18 protein-coding genes are annotated in these 20,979 nt (G+C 65.9%); 10 read left to right on the forward strand and 8 right to left on the reverse strand.

The features are described 5' to 3' along the window. Positions 1-57 precede the first annotated feature (57 nt). The 3 genes from FYJ91_RS10035 (at position 58) to FYJ91_RS10045 (ending at position 4,718) form a co-directional block, all read left to right on the forward strand. Positions 58-2,250: a TonB-dependent receptor gene (locus tag FYJ91_RS10035; protein WP_181008432.1), complete on the forward strand. Its 2,193-nt coding sequence runs from the start codon at positions 58-60 to the stop codon at positions 2,248-2,250. 174 nt (positions 2,251-2,424) lie between these two features. After that, the gene (locus FYJ91_RS10040; RefSeq protein WP_181008433.1) at positions 2,425-3,252 is read left to right on the forward strand and encodes a carotenoid biosynthesis protein; all 828 of its coding nucleotides are present in this window, start codon (positions 2,425-2,427) and stop codon (positions 3,250-3,252) included. After that, positions 3,249-4,718 (forward strand): aldehyde dehydrogenase, encoded by a 1,470-nt coding sequence (locus FYJ91_RS10045; RefSeq protein ID WP_149522097.1) that lies wholly within the window; start codon positions 3,249-3,251, stop codon positions 4,716-4,718. The genes FYJ91_RS10040 and FYJ91_RS10045 overlap by 4 nt, the downstream gene beginning before the upstream one ends. A 130-nt stretch (positions 4,719-4,848) precedes the next feature. Here FYJ91_RS10045 and FYJ91_RS10050 read toward each other — a convergent pair whose 3' ends face one another. From FYJ91_RS10050 to FYJ91_RS10065, 4 genes are all read right to left on the reverse strand, one after another. Then, entirely contained in the window at positions 4,849-6,936 is a 2,088-nt protein-coding gene (locus tag FYJ91_RS10050) for an acetate--CoA ligase family protein (RefSeq protein ID WP_246152579.1), read from the reverse strand. Continuing rightward, on the reverse strand, positions 6,926-8,041 hold the full coding sequence (locus FYJ91_RS10055) for an NAD-dependent epimerase/dehydratase family protein (RefSeq protein ID WP_149522099.1): 1,116 nt from the start codon (positions 8,039-8,041) through the stop codon (positions 6,926-6,928). The genes FYJ91_RS10050 and FYJ91_RS10055 overlap by 11 nt, the downstream gene beginning before the upstream one ends. Beyond that, positions 8,023-8,901, reverse strand: a complete 879-nt coding sequence (locus FYJ91_RS10060) for an alpha/beta hydrolase (RefSeq protein ID WP_149522100.1) — start codon at positions 8,899-8,901, stop codon at positions 8,023-8,025. The genes FYJ91_RS10055 and FYJ91_RS10060 overlap by 19 nt, the downstream gene beginning before the upstream one ends. A gap of 79 nt (positions 8,902-8,980) precedes the next feature. Further along, entirely contained in the window at positions 8,981-10,477 is a 1,497-nt protein-coding gene (locus FYJ91_RS10065) for a diguanylate cyclase domain-containing protein (RefSeq protein WP_149522101.1), read from the reverse strand. A 139-nt stretch (positions 10,478-10,616) separates the two neighbouring features. On the opposite strand from FYJ91_RS10065, the gene FYJ91_RS10070 reads away from it, so the two are divergent. Next, positions 10,617-11,648 (forward strand): hypothetical protein, encoded by a 1,032-nt coding sequence (locus tag FYJ91_RS10070; protein ID WP_149522102.1) that lies wholly within the window; start codon positions 10,617-10,619, stop codon positions 11,646-11,648. On the opposite strand, the gene FYJ91_RS10075 is transcribed toward FYJ91_RS10070, so the two are convergent. Genes FYJ91_RS10075 through FYJ91_RS10085 form a run of 3 tightly spaced genes read right to left on the reverse strand, consistent with a single transcriptional unit; the run spans position 11,645 to position 13,457 of the window. After that, positions 11,645-12,439 (reverse strand): inositol monophosphatase family protein, encoded by a 795-nt coding sequence (locus FYJ91_RS10075; protein ID WP_149522103.1) that lies wholly within the window; start codon positions 12,437-12,439, stop codon positions 11,645-11,647. The two genes, FYJ91_RS10070 and FYJ91_RS10075, sit on opposite strands and share 4 nt — an antisense overlap. Next, the gene (locus tag FYJ91_RS10080; RefSeq protein WP_149522104.1) at positions 12,436-13,044 is read right to left on the reverse strand and encodes a glutathione S-transferase family protein; all 609 of its coding nucleotides are present in this window, start codon (positions 13,042-13,044) and stop codon (positions 12,436-12,438) included. The genes FYJ91_RS10075 and FYJ91_RS10080 overlap by 4 nt, the downstream gene beginning before the upstream one ends. Then, on the reverse strand, positions 13,041-13,457 hold the full coding sequence (locus FYJ91_RS10085; protein ID WP_181008435.1) for a GFA family protein: 417 nt from the start codon (positions 13,455-13,457) through the stop codon (positions 13,041-13,043). The genes FYJ91_RS10080 and FYJ91_RS10085 overlap by 4 nt, the downstream gene beginning before the upstream one ends. A 109-nt stretch (positions 13,458-13,566) precedes the next feature. Between FYJ91_RS10085 and FYJ91_RS10090 the strand changes: the two genes are divergently transcribed. Both FYJ91_RS10090 and FYJ91_RS10095 read left to right on the forward strand, forming a co-directional pair. Then, positions 13,567-13,956, forward strand: a complete 390-nt coding sequence (locus FYJ91_RS10090) for a limonene-1,2-epoxide hydrolase family protein (protein ID WP_149522106.1) — start codon at positions 13,567-13,569, stop codon at positions 13,954-13,956. A 4-nt stretch (positions 13,957-13,960) separates the two neighbouring features. Then, the gene (locus tag FYJ91_RS10095) at positions 13,961-14,872 is read left to right on the forward strand and encodes an SDR family NAD(P)-dependent oxidoreductase (protein ID WP_181008436.1); all 912 of its coding nucleotides are present in this window, start codon (positions 13,961-13,963) and stop codon (positions 14,870-14,872) included. 57 nt (positions 14,873-14,929) lie between these two features. On the opposite strand, the gene argJ is transcribed toward FYJ91_RS10095, so the two are convergent. After that, on the reverse strand, positions 14,930-16,156 hold the full coding sequence (gene argJ, locus FYJ91_RS10100) for a bifunctional glutamate N-acetyltransferase/amino-acid acetyltransferase ArgJ (protein ID WP_149522108.1): 1,227 nt from the start codon (positions 16,154-16,156) through the stop codon (positions 14,930-14,932). Positions 16,157-16,254: 98 nt separating this feature from the next. On the opposite strand from argJ, the gene FYJ91_RS10105 reads away from it, so the two are divergent. The 4 genes from FYJ91_RS10105 to FYJ91_RS10120 all read left to right on the forward strand — a co-directional run bounded on the left by FYJ91_RS10105 (position 16,255) and on the right by FYJ91_RS10120 (position 20,968). After that, positions 16,255-17,175, forward strand: coding sequence for a TauD/TfdA dioxygenase family protein (locus tag FYJ91_RS10105; protein WP_149522109.1), 921 nt, complete (start codon positions 16,255-16,257; stop codon positions 17,173-17,175). Next, entirely contained in the window at positions 17,172-17,744 is a 573-nt protein-coding gene (locus FYJ91_RS10110) for a TetR/AcrR family transcriptional regulator (RefSeq protein ID WP_149522110.1), read from the forward strand. The genes FYJ91_RS10105 and FYJ91_RS10110 overlap by 4 nt, the downstream gene beginning before the upstream one ends. Before the next feature lie 109 nt (positions 17,745-17,853). After that, positions 17,854-20,580 carry a preprotein translocase subunit SecA gene (gene secA, locus FYJ91_RS10115; protein ID WP_149522111.1) on the forward strand — a complete coding sequence of 909 codons (2,727 nt, stop codon included), beginning with the start codon at positions 17,854-17,856 and terminating at the stop codon, positions 20,578-20,580. A gap of 31 nt (positions 20,581-20,611) precedes the next feature. Continuing rightward, positions 20,612-20,968, forward strand: a complete 357-nt coding sequence (locus FYJ91_RS10120) for a YbaN family protein (RefSeq protein ID WP_149522112.1) — start codon at positions 20,612-20,614, stop codon at positions 20,966-20,968. The last annotated feature ends 11 nt before the right edge of the window (positions 20,969-20,979 follow it).

The following is a 20,979-nucleotide window of genomic DNA, read 5'->3' on the forward strand; positions in this document are numbered from 1 at the left end:
GAATTGATGCGAACAGCGGACCGGGAACAACCGGCCGCGACAGGAAGGGGAAATGCCATGAATCGCAAGACGATCCGTCATGCCTTGTCGTCCACCGTGCTCGCCATCGGCACGCTTTCGGTGCCGGCCTTCGCGCAGGATGCGGCGCCCGTTGCGGCCGATGCAGGGGCTGCCGACAGCGACATCATCGTGACGGCGCAGCGCCGCAGCGAAAAATTGAGCGACGTGCCGATCGCGATCGTCGCGCAGACCAGCGAGCAGCTCGCACGATCGGGCATCATCTCGATCAAGGATCTCGCTACCGTCACGCCGGGCCTCAAGATGGGCGGCAACGGCCCCAATTCGCAGCCGGCGATCCGCGGCGTCTCCTCGGGCCAGACCGATCCGGGCAACGATGCCAACGTCGCGACCTATGTCGACGGCGTGTATCAATCGAGCCAGACGGCGAACAACGCGGCAGACCTTGCCGATGTCGAGCGTATCGAAGTGCTGAAGGGGCCGCAGGGCACCCTGTTCGGCCGCAACGCGACCGGCGGCGCAATCCGCATCGTCACAAAGCGGCCGTCATACACCCCGACGGGTTCGGTCGAGGCGAGCTACGGCAATCTCGATGAGGTGCTGGTGAAAGGCTATATCTCGGCGCCGATCGTCGCGGACAAGGTCGCGTTCAGCCTGTCGGGCGTGTTCAACGACAGCGACGGCTATGCCCGCGACATCGTCCGCAACACCAAGGCGACCGGCATCAACAGCAAGACGGCGCGCGCCAAGCTGCTGTTCGAGCCGACCGAGACGCTGAGCATCGAATTGTTCGGCACCTACAGCAAGCGCAAGGACGGCAATTCGGCCGCCTACACCGCGCTGAACGGCAATTCGGCGGCGAACCTGACGCCCGGCCTGCGCCCGATCGTGCCCAATCGCGCGAACACCTTCACCTATTCGCTCAACCGTGACGGGCCTTTCTTCAAGGCGAACAGCTGGTCCGTCGGCGGCAATATCAGCCTGGAGACCGACGTCGGCACGCTGACATCGATCACCGCCTATAACGACGCTTATTCCGACTATAATACCGAGGGCGACTTTTCGAACCTCGACCTCGTCTATTATCGGCTCCAGCAGAACCAGAAGGATTTCTCGCAGGAGTTGACCTTCTCGACCGAGAAGATGGGGCAGATGCAGGCGGTGGTCGGGCTGTTCTATTATGACAGCCTGGGCAAATATGACCCACTCGAGGCCGATTTCGGTCCCAACGGCCCCACCAATCCGCAGACCTATATCTGGTCGAAGCAGAAGACGAAGGCCTATGCCGCGTTCGGCGAGCTCAACTGGACGCCGACCGACCAGCTGACGGTCATTCTTGGCGCGCGCTACAGTTCCGAAAAGCGTGAAGCATCGGGCAATTTCACCTTCGGCGTGAAGCAGAAGCCTGCCTTCTTCCCGATCGGCGCGGGCAAGGTGAAATATGACAGCTTCACCCCGCGCATCTCGGTCCGCTACGATCTCGACAGCGGCGACAATATCTACGCGACCTATTCGAAGGGCTTCAAATCGGGCGGCTACAACATCTCGGCGTTCCAGCCGACGCCGTTCAAGCCCGAGAAGATCGATGCGTTCGAAGTCGGCCTGAAGACGAACACCAGCCGGATCATCTCCGCCAACCTGTCCGCCTTCTACTATAAGTATAAGGATCTGCAGGTGCTGGCGATCGTCAACGGCTTCAACGTGACAGCCAATGCCGCGACGTCGAAGATCTGGGGCGCCGATGCCGAGATCACCGGTCACTGGACCCCGCAGTTCACGACGACCGGCAGCATCGCTTACCTGAACGCCAAGTACGACAAATATACGGGTGCGGTGTTCAACGCGCAGTTCCCCGGTTGCCGTTGCGGCAGCGTGACGACCACCGGCGATCTGAGCGACGGGCGCATGCCCTTCTCGCCCAAGCTGACCGCAGGCCTGACCGCCAACTGGCGTGAGGACTATGATTTCGGCACGGTCGAGCTGACGGGCACCGGCTATTACACCAGCAAGTTCTTCTGGGATAATGCCGCGCGGATCGAGCAGAAAGCCTATGCGACCCTGGGCGCGCGCGCGGCGTTCACGCCGGCGAACAGCGGCTTCACCGTTTATGCCTATGGCCGCAACCTGACCAACGCGACCTATCTGCGCACCGTCTTTGCGCTCAACACCGGCGACGGCGGCAGCTTTGCCCCGCCGCGCACCTATGGCGTGGGCGCGAAGTTCGCATTTTGACGATGCCGGCGGGCGGGGGTCGATCCCGCCCGCCGGCCCTTTCGGGGCCACCTGTGGTCCCTTGCAAGCGCTCGCCGCCTGAAGCCTTGCGCGCTTTCCAACCATCGGCACTGTGCCGCCAGGGCCGGAAGAGGGCCAGAAGAGGGGAGGCCGATGGACGGAAAATGGCGCTTTATGGCGACCTGGGTTCTGCTGTCGTTCTGGCTCGTCGCCTTCGCGGCCGCACAGCTGGGCGCAGGCCCGGCTGCGGCGGGCATCCAGACGCTGGTGCTGGTCGGCTGGGTCGCGGTGCATGCCTCGCTCGCTTATGGCTGGAAGGGGTTCGGCGCCTTCTTCGCAATCAGCCTCGCGGTCGCCTTCGCGATGGAGGCGAGCAGCATCCACACCGGTTTCCCCTTCGGTTTCTACAGCCATAGCGACTTCATGGGGCCGAAGCTGCTGGGCGTGCCGCCGCCGGTGGCGCTAGGTTATGTCTTCCTCGGCTATCTCGCGTGGTCGCTCGGTAAGCTGATCATGCGCGGCCGGCCGACCGGCCTCGCGCCGCTCTACGCCGTGACCACGCCGATCGCGGCGACCTTCATCCTCGCGGGCTACGACCTCGGCTACGATCCGATCGGGTCGACTGTGCTGGGCCATTGGGCTTTCCGATATCCGAGCGGCTATTTCGGCGTTCCGCTGACCAACTTTCTCGGCTGGCTCCTGACCGGCTGGGTTGCGCTGCAGCTGTTCGCGTTGGTCGAGCGCCGCTTCACCGCCGCAGCCCCTGCCTTCACGCGCGGTTTCTGGCTCCAGCCCTGCCTCATCTGGGGCGTGAGCGCGCTCCAATATCCGATGATGTTCGCGCGTGCGCCCGACGGTCTGGCGACGGTCGGCGCGCGCAGTTTCGTCATCGCCGACGTCTATGAATCCGCGGTGATCGTGTCGCTGCTGACGATGCTGTTCGCTGCCCTCGCCGCCGCCGGCCGGCTGGCCGCGATGAATTTCAAGGAGAGAATGCCATGACCGCCCCCAACGTCCGCCACCCCGATCGCTTCTTCATCGACGGCGAATGGGTCGCCCCGTCGAGCGACCGCACGCTGACCGTGATTTCGGCGCATACCGGCGAGGCCTTCGCCACGTTCGCCGAAGCGCAGGCGCCCGATGTCGAGCGTGCCGTCGCGGCCGCGCGCGACGCCTTCGACAATGGCCCCTGGGCGCGGCTGACCCACAAGGAGCGGGCCGGCTATCTGCTGGCGATGGCGGCCGAGTTCGAGAAGCGCGGCGACGAGCTTGCCGATGCGCAGTCGAACGAGATGGGCATCGTCCGCACGATGGCAGGCTGGGCCGGCGTCGGCGCGTCGGGCACGCTCAAGGAATATGCGGCGATGGCGGAGACCTACCCCTTCGTCGAGAAGCATGCCCCACGCGGCGGCGGCACCGGCTATGTTGTCTATGAGGCCGTCGGCGTGGTGGGCGCGATCATCCCGTGGAACTCGCCCACCTCGCTCACGATGATCAAGGTGGCGCCGGCTCTTCTCGCTGGCTGCACGATGATCGTGAAGATGTCGCCCGAAGCGCCGCATGCGGGCTGGGTGCTGGCCGAGATTTGCGAGAAGGTCGGGCTGCCCAAGGGCGTGATCAACGTGATCGTCGCCGATCGCGAAGTCTCCGAACTGATCGTTCGCCATCCCCAAGTCGACAAGATCAGCTTCACCGGCTCCAGCGTCGCGGGCAAGAAGATCGCATCGATCTGCGGCGAACGCATCGCGCGCTGCACGCTCGAACTGGGCGGCAAGTCGGCGGCGGTGCTGCTCGATGATTATGATGTCGGGGCGGCTGCGCAGAACCTGGCCGGATCGCTGATGTTCATGAACGGGCAGGTGTGCGCCGCGCTGACCCGCGTCATCGTGCCCCGCGCACGCCAGCATGCCTTTGCCGAGGCGGTGGCGGCGACCTTCAAGCATATCAAGGTCGGCGATCCGTTCGATCAGGCGACCAAGCTCGGCCCGCTCGCCACCGAGCGGCAGCGTGATCGCGTCGAAGGCTATATCGCCAAAGGCCGTGCCGAAGGCGCGACGCTCGTCGGCGGCGGCGAGCGCCCGTCGGAACTGCAGCGCGGCTGGTTCGTCTCCCCGACCGTCTTCGCCGATGTCGATCCCAATGCCACGATCGCGCAGGAGGAAATCTTCGGCCCGGTCCTGAGCGTGATCCCGTCCGACAGCGAGGAGCAGGCGATCGCCATCGCCAACAACTCCGCCTTCGGCCTCAACAGCGCCGTTTTCACCAACGATGTCGACGCCGCCTATCGCGTCGGGCGTCAACTGCGCGCGGGCACCGTTGGCCATAACGGCTTCAAGATCGACATGTCGCTGGGCTTCGGCGGCTACAAGCAGTCGGGCATCGGCCGCGAAGGCGGACACCAGGGGCTTCGCGCCTTCCTCGAATCCAAGACAATGCTGATGGCCGGCGACGTGGCAGAGTTGGCCTGATCTCAATCCTCCCCCGGAGGGGGAGGGGGACCGCGAAGCGGTGGAGGGGTATTGGCCGGCAGCGATGTGCTTGCGACTAACTACCCCTCCGTCAGTCCTGCGGACTGCCACCTCCCCCTCCGGGGGAGGATCAATTTTTCCAGAGGGCAAGGGCGTCGAGAGCTTCGGCGCCCTCGCTCGATATCCCCAGCGGGTTGATTTCGAGCAGGCTGAGATCGGGGCCGAGCGCGAGTGCGGCGGCGGCGATGCGTTCGATCGCCTGCGATGCGGTGGCGAGGTCGACCGGTGAACGGCCGCGCGCGCCGGTGAGCAACGGGGCGCCGCGCAGCGATCGCAGCGCAGCCTCGATCCGGCGCGCATCGGCGGGGAGGGGGAGGAGGCGGACATCGTCCATCACCTCGACCCAGATGCCGCCGAGGCCGAGCGTCAGCACCGGACCCCAACTCGGATCGTGCGAGATGGCGACGAGCAACTCGGCGTCGAGCCGGCGCATCGGCGAGACGGCGATGCCCTCGATTCCTTCGTGATCGATCGCGCAGAGCGCGGCGAAGGCATCGCGCACGGCATCAGCGTCGGCAAGGTTGAGGCGCACGCCGCCCACCTCGGTCTTGTGCTGGAGATCGAGCGCGACGAGCTTGAGCGCGACCGGATAATTGAAGCCCTCGGCCGCCCGCACGGCCGCATCGGCATCGCTGACGATCGTACCGGGAACGACCGGCGCGCCGAGGTCGCCGAGCCGATCGAGCAGGGCGCGGTCGTGGCGCGGGCGATCGATGTCGTCGCCGATGTCTGCGAATAGCGAGACCTGTCGACCTTCGAGGACGCGGCGGCTCCACGGCGCCAGTTGCGCCAGTGCGGTGACGGCGGGTTTGAGGCCCGCAATCGCGCCGGGGATGCCCGCGTCGCGCAGCGCGTCATGGCCGTAATCGGTCATCGGTTCGGCGACGAGTGCGACGAGCGGCGGGGTCGCGGGGTAGGCGGCATATCCGCGCGCGATCGATTCGAGCGATGCCTTGATCCAGCCCTCGGTCGGGCCGATCGGCGGATCCCACAGGCACAGGGTCAGCCCGATCGTCTCGTCGGCGGCAATGGCGGTGAGGCAGCGTTCCCACAGCAAGGGATCGGCGAGCGCCGCGCCGGTCAGGTCGAGCGGGTTGTGGGTCTGGCCGAAGGCGCTGACGGTCGCCTCCAGCGCGGCCTGCACATCGGGGGAGAAGGGCGGGAAGGACACGCCCGCCGCGCCCGCCAGATCGGACAATATCTCACCCGAACCGCCTGAGACGGTCAGTGCTGCGACGCCGGGCTTTGCAACCGGGCCCACCTGCCCGAGCAGAGCGGCAGTCGCGATCAGATCCTCATAACTATAGACGCGCGACAGGCCGAGTTCGGCGGCGACCGCATCGAACACGCGGTCGTCACCCAGAAGCGCGCCGGTGTGGGCCGCGGCGAGGCGGGCGGTGGCTTCGGATGCGCCGGCCTTCAGGACGACGATCGGCTTGCGGGCTTTCAGCGCGCGTTCGGCGGCGGCGGCGAAGCGGCGCGGATCGTAGATCGCCTCCAGGAACACCGCGATCGATGTGGTGTCGGGATCATCGACCAGAAAATCGACGACGTCGGCGATCGTGATCCCGGCCTCGTTTCCGGTCAGGATCATGTGCGACACGCCCACGCCCTGCAGCATCGCGACTTTGGTCAGATAGCCGCCGACCGATCCGGAGACCGACGCGATCCCCAGCCCGCCGGTGCGCACCGGGCGGCCGAGCACGCACATCGGCACGCGATCGACATAGTTGATGAAGCCAAGCCCGTTGGGGCCGAGCAACGCCACCTGATGTTCACGCGCCACCGCCGCGAGCCGATCCTGCAATGCGCGTCCTTCCGCGCCCGCCTCGGCAAAGCCCGAACTGACGACGACGAAGCCGGTCACGCCGGCCACCGCCGCTTCCGCGACCGTATCGATCACGGTGCTTTGCGGCACGCAGACGAACGCGGCGTCGACCGGGCCTTCGAGGTCTGCGATGCTGCGCAGAACCGGGCGGTCGCCGATCGGCTCGCCCTTGGGGTTCACCAGCTGGACATGGCCGGTGAAGCCGAACTTGTCGAAATTGGCGATGACGGGCGCCGAGAACTGATTGCGCGCCGACGCGCCCAGCACGGCCACCCGCTTCGCACGGAGCATCCGCGCGAAATTGGCGCGGATGCGCGCTTCAGCGTCCACGCTGGTCAAGGGTGGCTCCGGCCTGTTTGGGGTGGGCATAAGGATGCGCGGTCTGCGTATCGGGTGCGGGCAGATCGGCGATGCGAGCGAGATGATCGCGGGTCAGCGCGATCAGCCGATCCTCGGCGGCATAATCGAAGGCGTCGTACATGCGCTGCTCGATCGATCCGCCGCGCTCCAGCGGATTGTCGGCATAATGCCGCACGGTGCGCCTTACCGCCTCGACCGTCGGCACGATGTCGCGATAGCCCAGCCGCTCGCGGATCAGCGCGATGTCCATCAGCTTGGGGGCGCTGGGTGCGTTGAGCGCGATCGCGCGGGCGGTGGGGGTGTCGGGCACCGAGACCAGTTCGATTGACGCACCCAGCTCGGCTGCCGCCACCTCGATCAACTGGCGCTGATCCAGTTGAACCTCGTCGCCACAGTTGAACGCCATGCCGGCCGCTGCCTCGGGCTGCTCGACCGCCAGCATGATCGCGTGGGCAAGATTTTCGGCATAGCCATGCATCATCAGGCTCAGCCCACCGTCGACGACGAGGATTGCACGCCGCCCGTCGAGCACGCGCCGCACGATTGACCATTCGCGCGGCACCAGCTGGCGCGGACCATAAACATAAGGATAGCGGAAGATGGCGGCGCCGGGATGTAGCCGGAACACCGTGTCCTCGGCGGCGGTAACGAGCGCGGCGAAGCGATGCTCGGCCGGATCGCGGGCCAGATCGAAGCTCTCTGGCGTGGGGATCGGCAGGCCAGCGGGGAAATTGACCTTCGGATCGTAGAAGCCGCGATAGGCGACGAAGCCGCCCACCCCGATGAACCGCCCCGCACGCCCCGCACGCCCCGCCAGCGCCTCGGCCACCACCGCGAGCCGGCCATAGCTGGCGATGACGAGGTCAAAGGTCCGATCGCCGATCGCCTGCTGCAGCGGCTCGAGGAAATGCGGATCGCCGACGATCCGTTCGACATCCTCGGGTGCCTCGACCGGGTGGACGCCGCGGTTGAGCACCGAAACCCGATAGCCGCGCGCGCGCAGTCCTTCGACGATGAACGGGCCGGTTGGCCCCGCCCCGCCGACGACCAGCGCCTTCACAGGCCCGACGCCCAATGCGCGATCCTATCGAACAGGTGCGTGCGGCTCGGATAGACGAAATGGTTGTGCCGGGTTTCGGGCAGCTCGATCAGGGTGATGTCGCGGCTTTTCGGAAAGTGCCGGATCGCCTCGCGCGGTTCGCCGTGCAGATCCTTGTCGCCCAGGCCGATCAGCAGCGGCACGTCGATCAAGTCGGCTTCGGGCTTGAAGGTGTGGGGCAGGACGGTCGCATAGGCCGACGTCGCGAGCAGCCGGTCGTTCGCCGTCGTCAGCATCGCCCCGCGCGGCCCACCCATGGGCTCGATGGTGAGATAGGGCGTCTTGAAGCGGTTCTCCGCGAACTCGGCGAAGCGGGCGCGGGCCTCTTCGATCGGCAGGTCGGCCTCGGCCGGCATCGTCAGCCGCGCGAGCGGCGCGACGCCGAAGCCGAGCAGCGCAAGCCCCAGATGCAGCGCGTCATGCGCCTGGATCGCGACGTTGAGCCCCGCGCCGAAACTGTGACCCACGCCCACGGTGCGCAACCCGGTCTGCGCCTGCAAGGCTCGCGTCGCGGCGGCCAGTGCCTGTGCGTGGAGATCGGGGGTAAGCCGGAACGGGTCGGCGGGCTCGTCGCTGTCGCCGATGCCCAGGAAATCGAGCAATGCGACCGCGAACCCCTTTGCCATCATCGCGCGTACGAAGCTGGCCTCCTCCTCGCCCGGCGGGGTCGGCAGATCGAAATAATGCCGGTTCATGCCGCCCCCGGCGATGCAGACCATCAACAGGCGCGGCGCGCCTTCGGGCAGGAACAGATCGCCCCTTATCGTCGCGGGCGCGCCCAGTGCCTCGGCCACGTCCGGCCCGCTGTCGAAAATAAGCGCCTGGCATTTCGCCATGATCGCCGAACCTCCCCATTATAACGCATTTTACCTATGTGTTGCTGGGGCCGGGGCGGCTGTCAATGCGTGGGGGTGGCTATCCGACGGCGCGAAGATGCGCTGCGCGGTCGGCGGGGGTGATGAGGCGATTTTCGGCGCCCGCGATCGCGCCGCAGCCGCGCCCCGCCGCCTTGGCGCGATACAGCGCGGCGTCGGCACGGGCCATCAGCGCGCTGCGGCCTTCGCCGGCGATGCGATATGCGGCGCCGATCGTCGCGCCGGTGTGGATCGGACCGTCGGCATCAATCGCGCGATGGCGCAGATTGGACAGCAGCCGCGCGAGCAGGGTATCGAGATTGTCGAGCGCTTCGGGCGCGGTCAGCACCATCACGAACTCGTCCCCGCCCAGCCGCGCCGCGAAGCTGCCGGCGAGATAGGGCGCGTGCAGGCGCGAGGCCATCAGCCGTAGCAGATCGTCCCCCGCCGCATGGCCGCAGCGATCGTTGACCGCCTTGAAATTGTCGAGGTCGATCAGCAGCAGCGCCAGCGGTGTGCCGCGATCGAGCTGATCGTCGAGATAGGCGAGCAAAGCGGGCCGATTGGCGAGCCGGGTCAATTCGTCGGTGTTCGCGATCTGGCGGAGCCGCTGTTCCATCATCCAGCGTTCGGTTACGTCCTGGATCACGCCGATCAGAGCGACGGGCTCGCCGTCGCGCATCTCCAGCTCGCCCTTGCAACGGACCCGCTTCGCTGTGCCGTCATTGTCGGAGAAATCGAGTTCGAGGTCGTACGGCTCGCCATGTTCGACGGCCCGCTCGAGCGCATAGGCGATCTTCGCTCGCTCATAGGGGGCGTAGAATTCGATCGCGCGTTCGACCGATTCACTGTCGGCGGGCTCGAGCGCGTGGATCGCATAGGTCTCGGCGGACCATTGCACCCGCCGCGTCGACAGCGGCAGCCGCCAAGATCCGATCTTCGCCATGCGCTCGGCCTGGCGGAACTGGCGCTGCATGATGTCGAGCGCATCGAGCGCGCGCCGCTGCGCCTCGCCCAGCCTGCGCGCTGCCTGTTCGGACAGCCGCACGTCGAGCAACGTCTCGATCACGCCCGCCAGTTCGGAAAGCTGCGCCAGCGCTGCACTGGCGAAATCACGCGGCTTGTCGTCGATGATGCACAATGTGCCCACCGGGTAACGTTCGCCATTGCCGTCCGGCCGAACGATGCGCAGCGGCACACCGGCATAGAAGCGGATTTTCGGCCCGTCGGTGACGAGTGGGTTCATCGCGAAGCGGACGTCGCGCGTCGCGTCGGTCACGACCAGCGGCCGATCGAGCGCGATCACATGCTGGCAGAAGGCGACATCGCGCGGCGTTTCGCTCGTGTCGAGGCCGCAGCGCGACTTGAACCATTGCCGGTCGCGATCGACCAGCGACACCAGAGCCATCTTGCAACCGAACAGAGCGCGCGCCGCATGGGTGATCGCATCGAACTCGCGATCTGGCGGCGTGTCGAGGATCGCCAGCGCGTCGAGCGTCGCCTGACGCATCGCCTCCTGCGGGTGCAGGGGCGGGGGAGGGAACTCGACCAAAGCCATGCATCCGCATTCGGACTCAAATGGTTAACGAAATCTGAAAACGCCCCAATCCTGAGACGAATTGATGATGTTTAACACTGTTTGACGACGGGGCTGGCGCGATGGCGCGTGCTGCGCCGCCGTGCTAGTCGCCGCGGCCATGAGCATCACCCTCGACGATCTCTTCGCCAGTCCGGATCACTATCTGTTCATCTTCGACGACGACGATGCGGTTTTTCGGGAGATGGACCGGGAGGCTTATGCCCGCTCGATCTTCCTGGACCAGCGGATCGAGGCCGCCAGCGCGCGTGGCGCGCGGGTGCCGATCGTGCCGCTGCTTCAGCACAACCAGCAGCGCGGCGGGGATGCGCCCGAGATCGGTTGGATCTTCCACGTCGCCTATTGCGGATCGACCCTGCTCGCGCGCGGGATCGACCGCACCGACCACAGCCTCGTCCTGCGCGAACCTGCGCCGTTGCATCAGCTTGCGATCGAAGCGGCGCAGACCTTTGCCGGGGAGCCTGCGAACGACGGCTGGATCGAAGGGCTCCGGCTCCAGCTCGCGATGCTCGGGCGGCGCTACGATGCCGATGCGCCGGTGGTCGTGAAGGCAAACGTGCCCGTCAATTTCATCATTCCCGAGCTGATGGCACTGCAGCCGGACGCGAAGGGCATCCTGCTCCACTTCGGCCTTAACGACTATCTCGCCGCGATCCTGCGGTCCGACCAGCATCGCGACTGGATCGAGATGATGGCGCAGGAGCTTGCCCCCGTGATCGCGATCGAGGCGGGGCCGGTGGATGGGCTCGACACGGCGCAGAAAGCCGGCGCGCTGTGGCTGGCGCAGATCCGCATCTATGCCCGTGCGCTCGAAAGCTGGCCGCAATTGCGCAGCCTCGACGCGGAAGCCCTGTTCACAGAACCTGTCGAAGCAATTGCCGCCGCCGCCGCCTATTTCGGGATCGCGCCCGCAAGCGACAATGCGATCACGTCGCTTGCGGCCCAATATGCCAAGGTGCCGGGCGCCGCGTTCGACAACGAATCGCGCATTGCTCGTCGCGAGGAAAACCGCGTCGCAGTCGGGCCCGATATCGCCCGCGCACGCGCCTGGGTCGACGCCGCGATCCGCGACCGGCCGCTCCCCGAGCGCCTCGCCAATCCCCTGATCGGCGACGGCGCACCGCTGCTCTAGTCGAACAACACCGCCTTCGCGAGATCCCACATTTCGGGGGTCGACGCCGCGATGGCGCCGGTGCCGGGCACGTCGAGGCGATAGGGCGATCCGTCGTGTCGCGCGATCCGGCCGCCGGCTTCCTCCAGCATCAGCGCGCCCGCCGCATGATCCCACGGGTGGGTGCGTTCGAACAAGGCGATGTCGTTGGTGCCCAGGAACAGGCGCGGATATTGCTCGCCCGCGCATCGTGGGATGTTGACGATCTCGATCCGGCCCTCAGCGCGCCGGTGGACATCGGCCTGGCGCTCGGGCGGCATGAAATAGGTCGCGATTGCCGCCTTGGGCAGCGCGCCCGACTGGCGCGATCGCACCCGCCCGCCACCGACGAAGCATCCGCCGCCCCGCACCGCATGGCACATCCGGCCGGTGACCGGATCGAGGATCCATCCCGCCTCACGCTCGCCGTCGATCGTGAGGCCGATCATGATCGCGAACGGGCTCTTGCCCTCGGTGAAGTTGTTGGTGCCGTCGAGCGGATCGATGATCCAGCACGCGCCTTCGCCGATGCGGTCGACGACGGTCGGATCGACCGACGCCGCTTCCTCGCCGACGATCCGCGAACCCGGCAGAAGCCTGGCCAGCGCTTCGGACAGTAACGCTTCGGATTCGCGATCGACGATGGTCACGAAGTCGCCGGGCGTCTTTTCGCTCACCTGATCGGTGGCGAGCTTTTGATAGCGCGGCATCATGATGTCGCGGGCGACGATCTGCATCAGATCGGCGACGGGGGCGTAGAGGGCGTGGCTCATGTCAGCGGGATCATGACGTTGGCGGCATAGCCGGGGCGCGTCTTCAGCCGGCCATACCATTCCTCGACGCGCGGTAGCGGCGGTCGCGGGATATCAAGCGTGAAGAAGGTGTGGGCATAGACCCCCATCGGCACGTCGCCGATCCCGAAGCGCTCGCCCGAAAGCCAGGGCGCGTCGCCCAAGGCTTCTTCGATGATTGCCATCGCCCTGGCCGCAGCCGCCGCCGATTTGGCGACCGCATCGGCATCGCGCTCACCTTCCTTGCGACGGACGAGGTTGACGAAGGCGTCGCGCTGCGCGTCGGCGAAGCTGAATTGCCAGTCCATCCACTTGTCGGCCCGCGCGCGGACGCGCGCATCATCCGGCCAGAAGATTTCGGGTGCATGTTCGGCGGCCATGTAGCGCAGGATCGCGTTCGATTCCCACAACACGAGGCCCCGATCCTCGATCGTGGGGATCAGCTTGTTGGGGTTCATGCGCGTATAGGCATCGGTGAAACCGAACTGCCCCCCGATGTCACGGCGTTCATAGTCCAGCCCGATTTCCTCGGCGAGCCAGGCGACCTTCTTGACGTTGTGCGAGTTAAGCCGTCCCCAGATGATCAAAGCGGGTCTCCATCCGATCGAAGTTTGGCGTAGCGCGGCAGATCATCGGCCGCGCCGGCCCAGGCGATGTGGCTCGCATAGTAGATATGATAGCCGGGTGTAACCGTTTCGGGTGCGTCGAGCGTCGCGATCGAGAAGGCGAGGCTCTCCTCCTCCTCTGCCTTGAAATAGAGCGGCGTTCCGCAAGCGGTGCAAAAGGCGCGGTGGCCGATCTCGCTCGACTGGTAGCGGCCGACCAGCGTCTCGCCCGCAATGAAGGCGAAGTCCGCGACGGGCACATTGGAAAAGGCCATCGCCGGGCTGCCCGAATTGAGCTGGCAATTGCGGCAATGGCACCAGCCGGCATCGGTCGGCTCGGCCCCGATGCGATAGCGGACCTTGCCGCACAGACAGCCGCCTTCGCTCGTCAACATGGCGCGATACTCCATGGCTTTCCGTGTGGCTGTAAAGCGCGGGCTGGCCCGTGCAATCGTCATGTTGCTCGATCAGGCTCGGCGCAAAGATATCTCCAGGAGAGACACTATGTCCGCTGATCCGATCGCCGTTGCCAAGACCTTCCTGGATCACTGGAATGCCCAGCGCGTCGACGCCGCGATCGACATGCTGTCGGCCGACGTCCTCTACGACAACGTGCCCTTTCCCGACATTACGGGCCGCGAAAATGTGCGCCAGTTTCACAAGGATTTCGGCGCCGGCACTGCGTTCACGGTGGATTGGGAGACGGTCCATATCGCGGCGGCCGGCAATGTCGTCCTCAACGAACGTGTCGATGCCTTCACGCACACCAGCGGGGTGCGGATCTCGGTGCCGGTGATGGGCACGCTGACGGTCGAGAATGGTGAGATCACCGTATGGCGCGATTATTTCGATTCGGCCGACTTCGCGAAGCAGATGGAACAGCTTCAGGGTTGAGCCGATGACGCATATCCTCGTTACAGGCGCGACTGGCGGGCAGGGGAGTGCGACGGCGCGTGCCTGCCTGAAACGCGGCATGCGCGTCCGCGCGCTGGTCCGCGATGCGGAGAAGCCGGTCGCGCGCGATCTGGCCGCGCTGGGCGCCGAACTGGTCGTGGGCGATTATGCCAATCCCGCCTCGATCGCACGCGCGGTGGAGGGCGTGAACGCCCTCTTCTCGCTCCAGCTCGACAATGCGCCCGTCACGCATGTCGAGACCTTGCTCAACGCCGCGCTCGCAGCCGGGGTGGAGCATGTCGTCCAGTCGACCGTCTCCGCGACCGGCCTGCATGAAAGCTTCCCCGGCTGGACCGATCCGTCGATCTGGCCCGATTATTGGGATGGCCGACACGCTTATTGGGAGTTGAAGGCGGCCGAGGAGCGGCTGGTCCGCGCGGCGGGTTTCCAGCGCTGGACGATCGTGCGGCCGCCGATGATCGTCGACAATGCGATCGCCTTTGCGCGCGTGCTGTTTCCGCGCCTCGCCTCGCATGGCGAGATCCTGACGGCGGTGCCCGAGGGCGTGAAGGTGCCCTACATATCTTATGCGAGCATCGGCGAGGCGGCAGCGACCGCGATCGCCAACCCCGATCGCTTCGCGGGCGCTATCCTCGAAATCGCCGACGATGAACTGACTGACGAGGCTATGGCGGACGCGCTCGCCGCGGCATCGGGCAAGCCGGTCAAGGTGGTGCGCGCCTCGCCCGAACGCGCGACAGAGCTGGGGCTGCACCCGCGCATCGTGACCCAGCATGTCTGGCTGGGTGACATCGGCTATCCGGCGCGCGCCGCTGCCGCCCGCCGTTACGGCCTCACGCCGCTGCCGATCGCCGAGTGGGCGAAGCGCAACGCCGCCCGGATCGAGGTCGGGTAGTTTTTGTTTGCCGCGATTTCCGAGCCGGCAGATGTTTCCATCTGCCTTGAAATCGCTCTAGCTCCGATAATCCGCGTTGATCGAGATGTAGCCGTGGGTCAGGTCGCACGTCCAAACCGTCGCGCGCCCTTCGCCAAGCCCGAGTTCGACGCCGACTTCGATGTCCTGCCCCTTGAGGTGCGCGGCGACCGGCGCCTCGTCATAGCCTTCGACCGCGAGGCCCTCGCGCGCCACCTGGGTCGCGCCGAAACGGATCGAGAGCTTGTCGCGCTCGGCGGGTTCGCCCGCCTTGCCGACCGCCATCACGACGCGGCCCCAATTGGCATCCTCGCCCGCGATCGCGGTCTTCACCAGCGGCGAATTGGCGATCGACAGCGCGATCCTGTGCGCGCTCTCGTTGCTGACCGCGCCCTCGACGGTGATCGCGATGAACTTCGACGCGCCCTCTCCGTCGCGGACGACCAGGTGGGCGAGCTGGGTGCACAGATCGGTCAGCGCCGACTGGAACGCGTCCGCGCCGGCATCGTCGAAGCTGCGCAGCACCTCGTTCCCCGCCTTGCCCGTTGCGAAGGCGAGTACGGTATCGCTGGTCGACGTATCGCCATCGACCGTGATTGAGGAGAAGCTGGCGACGTTCGCGCTGTCGAGCATCGTCTGCAGGAAGGCGGGCTCGACGGCGGCGTCGGTAAAGACGTAGCCGAGCATCGTCGCCATGTCGGGCGCGATCATCCCCGAACCCTTGATGATGCCGACCAGGCTGACCGTCTTGCCGCCGATCACCGCGCGGGTGACGGCGCCCTTGGTGAAGGTATCGGTGGTCATGATCGTGGCGGCGGCGTCTTCCCACGAGGCTTCGGGCGCGGTCAGCACCGCGTCGAGCCCCGCCTCGGCCTTGTCGATCGGCAGCGGCACGCCGATCACGCCGGTCGACGAGACGAACACGTCGGACGGCTGGCAGCCGACGGCGCCCGCCACCTTCGCAGCGATCGCCTCGACCGCCGCGCGGCCACGATGCCCGGTGAACGCGTTCGAGTTACCCGCATTCACTACCAGTGCGCGCGCGCGGCCCAGCGGTAGCGCGGCGCGACACCACTCGACTTCGGGTGAGGGGCATTTGCTCTTAGTCGTCACCCCAGCGACCGCGGTGCCCTCATCGAACGCGACGTAGGTCAGGTCGCACCGGTCCCAATTCTTGTAGCGCGCGCGGGCCACGGCGGCGCGAACGCCGGGGATCGCGGGCAAAGCGGGGAAGGGGCGGGCGAGGGGGGATGTCTGGTCGCTCATGCCACGCCCATAGGCCGGACATGCGACGGTTTGAAGCAGTCCATTGGCAAAATAATTCAGATGAATTAAAACGGGTCGCATAAGAGGAGAGGACCGCCATGACCATCAGCTACGATAACCAGCCCGATCCATCGTCGCCGCTCGATATCGCCCCCGTCACCGGGCGGATCGGCGGCGAGGTGCGCGGCATCAAATTGGGGCCAGACATCAGCGACGCCGATGTCGCGGCGATCGAGGCCGCACTCGCGCGGCACAAGGTGCTGTTCTTCCGCGATCAGGATCATCTGACCGATGAGAGTCAGGAGGCGTTCGCTAATCGCCTGGGCAGGCCGGTCGCGCACCCGACGCTCAAGGTCGCGCCGGGATCGTCCTACATTCTCGAACTCGCGACCGCCGAGAACCGTGTAGCCTCGGTCTGGCACACGGATGTCACCTTCACCGCGGATTATCCGCGCGCGTCGATCCTGCGCGGGGTTGATATGCCGCCGGCGGGGGGCGACACGATGTGGATCAACACGGTCACGGCCTACAAATATTTGCCGGATACGCTCAAGCAGTTGGCAGAGAGCCTGCGCGTCATTCACACCAACATGTTCGATTATCTCGCGCCCTCCCCGGTCCAGAATGCCAAGAGCAGCGATTTCAGCGCCTTCACCGCGACCCGCTTCGAAACCGAGCATCCGATGGTGCGCGTCCACCCGGTGACGGGCGAGAAGCTGCTGCTCCTCGGCGGCTTCGCGCGCGAGATCGTCGGGCTGCCCAAGGCGGATTCGGATGCCTTGCTCGCGATGTTCACCCGCCATGTCGAAGCGACCGAGAATATCGTGCGTTGGCACTGGCGTACCGGCGATCTCGTGATCTGGGACAATCGCGCGACCCAGCACAAGGTCGCCGCCGATCTCGGCAACCAGACCCGCGTCGTGCGGCGCGTGACGCTGGCGGGCGAAGTGCCGGTGGGGGTGGATGGCAGGCAGAGCGTCCAGATCCATCCCGAGCCGCTGGCGGTCGCCGCCGAGTGACGAAGACGAAGCGTCGCAGCGCGACCGGGCCGGGGTTGATCGAGGCGGGCGAGCGGCTGTTCGCCCGCCACGGCATCCACGGCGTGGCCCTTCGCCAGATCGCGACGGAGGCCGGGTCGGCCAACAGTTCTGCGGTCCATTATCATTTCGGCGATGCCCACGGCTTCGTCCGCGCGATCTTCGCGCACCGCCTTCCCGCGCTGGAGGCGGCGCGCGTCGATCTGATGAGGGGGGCTGAGGCGCGGGGGGAACCGGACGTTGGCACGTTGCTCGACATCCTGTTCCGGCCCTTCGTTGTCGGCGCGGATGTTTCCGGATACGCCTCCTACGCCGCGTTCCTCCTCGAAGTGCGCAAGGCCGGCTGGCTCGCCGACTGGCAGGAGATGGCCGGCCCTGTCACCAAGGCCATCCCGCAGCGCATCCTTTCGCAGATGGAAGCGCGCGGCGTTGCCGACGCCCAATGGCGCCTCGAAGCGATCACCATGATGATCATCGCCGCGATCGCTGCCGGCCAAGCCGATCGCTACGACGGGCTGGTGGCGATTGGAACGGCGGCGCTGCTGGCGTAATCCTCGCGCGCCCGAATTGACGTAGGCCCACCCGCCACCTATCTGCCGACGATCCCGGCGCGGCGGCCCGAAAAGGCTGCCCGTTGGCCCATGTTTTCAAGGAATGCCCATGCTCGGCGGCCTCGCCAAAGCCATCTTCGGTTCGTCGAACGACCGCTACGTCAAGTCGCTCCGTCCGATCGTCAATCAGATCAACGGTTTCGAGCCGACCATCTCGGCGATGACCGACGACGAACTGGCCGGTCAGACCGCGAAGTTCCGCGCCCGCCTCGATGCCGGCGAAACGCTCGATTCCCTGCTGCCCGAAGCCTTCGCGACGGTGCGCGAGGCGGCGAAGCGCGTGCTGGGGCAGCGGCATTACGACGTCCAGATGATCGGCGGCATCGTCCTCCATCGCGGCGAGATCGCCGAGATGCGCACGGGCGAGGGCAAAACGCTGGTCGCCACGCTCGGCGTCTATCTGAACGCGCTGCCGGGTGCGGGCGTCCACGTCGTCACCGTCAACGACTATCTGGCCAGCCGCGATGCCGACTGGATGGGACGCGTCTATCGCTTCCTGGGGCTGACCGTCGGCGTGATCGTGCCGAACCTGACCGATACCGAGCGGCGCGACGCTTATGCTGCCGACATCACCTACGGCACGAACAACGAGTTCGGCTTCGATTATCTGCGCGACAACATGAAATATGAGCGCCACCTGATGGTGCAGCGCCCGTTCGCCTTCGCGGTGGTCGACGAGGTCGATTCGGTCCTGATCGACGAGGCGCGCACGCCGCTGATCATCTCCGGCCCGACCGACGACAAGTCCGAACTGTACAAGCAGATCGACGCGATCGTCCGCAACGTCCAGCCCGAGGATTACGAGCTCGACGAGAAGCAGCGTTCGGTGGTGCTGACCGAGGACGGTACCGAGCGTCTGGAGCGCCTGCTGGAGACCGCCGGTCTGCTCGAAGGCACGAACCTCTACGATTTCGAGAACACCCAGGTCGTCCACCACGTCAACCAGGCGATGCGCGCGAACATCGTGTTCAAGCGCGACGTCGATTATCTGGTGAAGGACGACAAGGTCGTCATCATCGACGAATTTACCGGCCGCATGATGGACGGTCGCCGCTGGTCGGACGGCCTGCACCAGGCGGTCGAGGCCAAGGAAGGCGTCAAGATCGAGCCCGAGAACCAGACGCTGGCCTCGATCACCTTCCAGAACTATTTCCGCATGTATCCCAAGCTGGGCGGCATGACGGGCACGGCGGCGACCGAGGCCCACGAATTCTTCCAGATCTACAAGATGAACGTCGTCACCATTCCGACGAACCTGCCGGTCAAGCGGGTCGATGAGGATGATGAATTCTACAAGAATCAGAACGACAAGTTCGCCGCGATCACCCAGGCCATCCGCGACAAGGCGCAGACCGGGCAGCCGGTGCTGGTCGGCACGGTCTCGATCGAAAAGTCCGAGCTGCTGAGCGAGTTCCTCCAGAAGGAGGGCGTCACGCACAAGGTTCTGAACGCGCGCCATCACGAACAGGAAGCGCATATCGTAGCGCAGGCCGGCCGGCTTGGCGCGGTCACGATCGCGACCAACATGGCGGGCCGCGGCACCGACATCCAGCTGGGCGGCAACCTCGAATATCGCATGCTCGACGAATATCCCGGTCTCGTCGAAGGCACGCCCGAATATACCGACAAGGCGACGGCCATCCGCGCCGAGATCCAGACCGAGAAGGAAGCCGTGCTCGCGGCCGGCGGTCTGTTCGTGCTGGGCACCGAGCGGCACGAAAGCCGCCGCATCGACAATCAGCTGCGCGGTCGTTCGGGCCGTCAGGGCGATCCGGGCTTGAGCCGCTTCTATCTGTCGCTCGACGACGATCTGCTGCGCATTTTCGGCCCGCAGACGATGTTCGCCAAGATGATGAACAAGAATCTGGCGGATGGCGAGGCGATCGTCAGCCCCTGGATCTCCAAGGCGATCGAGACCGCGCAGAAGAAGGTCGAGGCGCGCAACTACGACATCCGCAAGCAGGTCGTCGAATATGACGACGTGATGAACGATCAGCGCAAGGTGATCTACGAACAGCGCGCGGACATCATGGATGCCGATACGGTCGACGACGTCGTCACCGATATGCGCGCCGAAACCGCGAACAGCATCGTCGGCGAAGCGTGCCCGCCCAACAGCTACCCCGAACAGTGGGACGTCGAGACTCTCAAGGCCCGCGCGTACGATACGCTCGGGTTCGAGCTGCCGATTGACGAATGGCTGGCGCAGGACGGCATCGATGCCGAAATGGTCGCCGAACGCGTTCTCGAAAGCGCCGACGCGCTGATCGCCGAGAAGAAGACCCAGATCGACGAAGTCAGCTGGCATGGCGTTGAAAAGAGCATCCTGCTCCAGTCGCTCGACCATCATTGGAAGGAGCATCTGGCGACGCTCGATGCGCTGCGTCAGGTCATCCACCTGCGCGCTTATGCGCAGAAGACCCCGATCAACGAATATAAGCAGGAAGCGTTCGCGTTGTTCGAACGGATGCTGATCGCGATTCGAGAGGAAGTGACCCGCATTCTGGCCCATGCTCAGTTCGGCGCGATGCCGCCCGAGATGACAGAGCTGCCGCCGATGCCCGATTTCATCACCAGCCATATCGATCCGCTGACCGGCGAGGACGATACGCGCGATTTCGATGCGGGCACGCGGGGGCTGATCACCGCGCGGCCGCCCCAGGCGCCGGGTTCGGATTTTGTTCTGACGCAGGACATGGCAGCCGGCCTTAGCCGTAACGCGCCCTGTCCGTGCGGCTCGGGGCGGAAGTTCAAGCACTGCCACGGGCAGTTCTGATCAGGCGCATCCGGCGCGACCGGGCAGGCGCATGACGCGCTGGGCCTGGTTCGCGCTCGGCTGGGTGATGGTCGGGCTGGGGATTATCGGCGCGATCCTGCCGGTTATGCCGACCACGATCTTCCTGATCCTGGCCGCCGGCTGCTTCAGCCGGTCGAGCCCGCGGTTCGAGGCATGGCTGCTCGAGCATCGCTGGATGGGGCCGCCGATCCGCCGCTGGCGTGAGAACCGGGCGATCCCGACCAAGGCAAAAGTCCTCGCGATTGGCAGCATGGTCGGCGGGTTCGTGGTGCTGCTGCTCGCGGACCCGCCCTTGTGGGTTGCTTTACTGTGCGGCGCCTTTTTGGCGGCTTGTGCAACTTTCGTCGGAACCCGACCCGCGCAATGATAATTTACAGT

It is taken from the genome of Sphingomonas montanisoli (genome assembly GCF_008274695.1).
Lineage (GTDB): Bacteria > Pseudomonadota > Alphaproteobacteria > Sphingomonadales > Sphingomonadaceae > Rhizorhabdus > Rhizorhabdus montanisoli.

Coding starts and splice junctions, on each gene's coding strand:
- FYJ91_RS10035 (WP_181008432.1), top strand. CDS start 58: ATGAATCGCAAGACGATCCGTCATGCCTTGTCGTCCACCGTGCTCGCC.
- FYJ91_RS10040 (WP_181008433.1), top strand. CDS start 2,425: ATGGCGACCTGGGTTCTGCTGTCGTTCTGGCTCGTCGCCTTCGCGGCC.
- FYJ91_RS10045 (WP_149522097.1), top strand. CDS start 3,249: ATGACCGCCCCCAACGTCCGCCACCCCGATCGCTTCTTCATCGACGGC.
- FYJ91_RS10060 (WP_149522100.1), bottom strand. CDS start 8,901: ATGGCGAAATGCCAGGCGCTTATTTTCGACAGCGGGCCGGACGTGGCC.
- FYJ91_RS10065 (WP_149522101.1), bottom strand. CDS start 10,477: ATGGCTTTGGTCGAGTTCCCTCCCCCGCCCCTGCACCCGCAGGAGGCG.
- FYJ91_RS10070 (WP_149522102.1), top strand. CDS start 10,617: ATGAGCATCACCCTCGACGATCTCTTCGCCAGTCCGGATCACTATCTG.
- FYJ91_RS10075 (WP_149522103.1), bottom strand. CDS start 12,439: ATGAGCCACGCCCTCTACGCCCCCGTCGCCGATCTGATGCAGATCGTC.
- FYJ91_RS10085 (WP_181008435.1), bottom strand. CDS start 13,457: ATGTTGACGAGCGAAGGCGGCTGTCTGTGCGGCAAGGTCCGCTATCGC.
- FYJ91_RS10090 (WP_149522106.1), top strand. CDS start 13,567: ATGTCCGCTGATCCGATCGCCGTTGCCAAGACCTTCCTGGATCACTGG.
- FYJ91_RS10095 (WP_181008436.1), top strand. CDS start 13,961: ATGACGCATATCCTCGTTACAGGCGCGACTGGCGGGCAGGGGAGTGCG.
- argJ (WP_149522108.1), bottom strand. CDS start 16,156: ATGAGCGACCAGACATCCCCCCTCGCCCGCCCCTTCCCCGCTTTGCCC.
- FYJ91_RS10105 (WP_149522109.1), top strand. CDS start 16,255: ATGACCATCAGCTACGATAACCAGCCCGATCCATCGTCGCCGCTCGAT.
- secA (WP_149522111.1), top strand. CDS start 17,854: ATGCTCGGCGGCCTCGCCAAAGCCATCTTCGGTTCGTCGAACGACCGC.
- FYJ91_RS10120 (WP_149522112.1), top strand. CDS start 20,612: ATGACGCGCTGGGCCTGGTTCGCGCTCGGCTGGGTGATGGTCGGGCTG.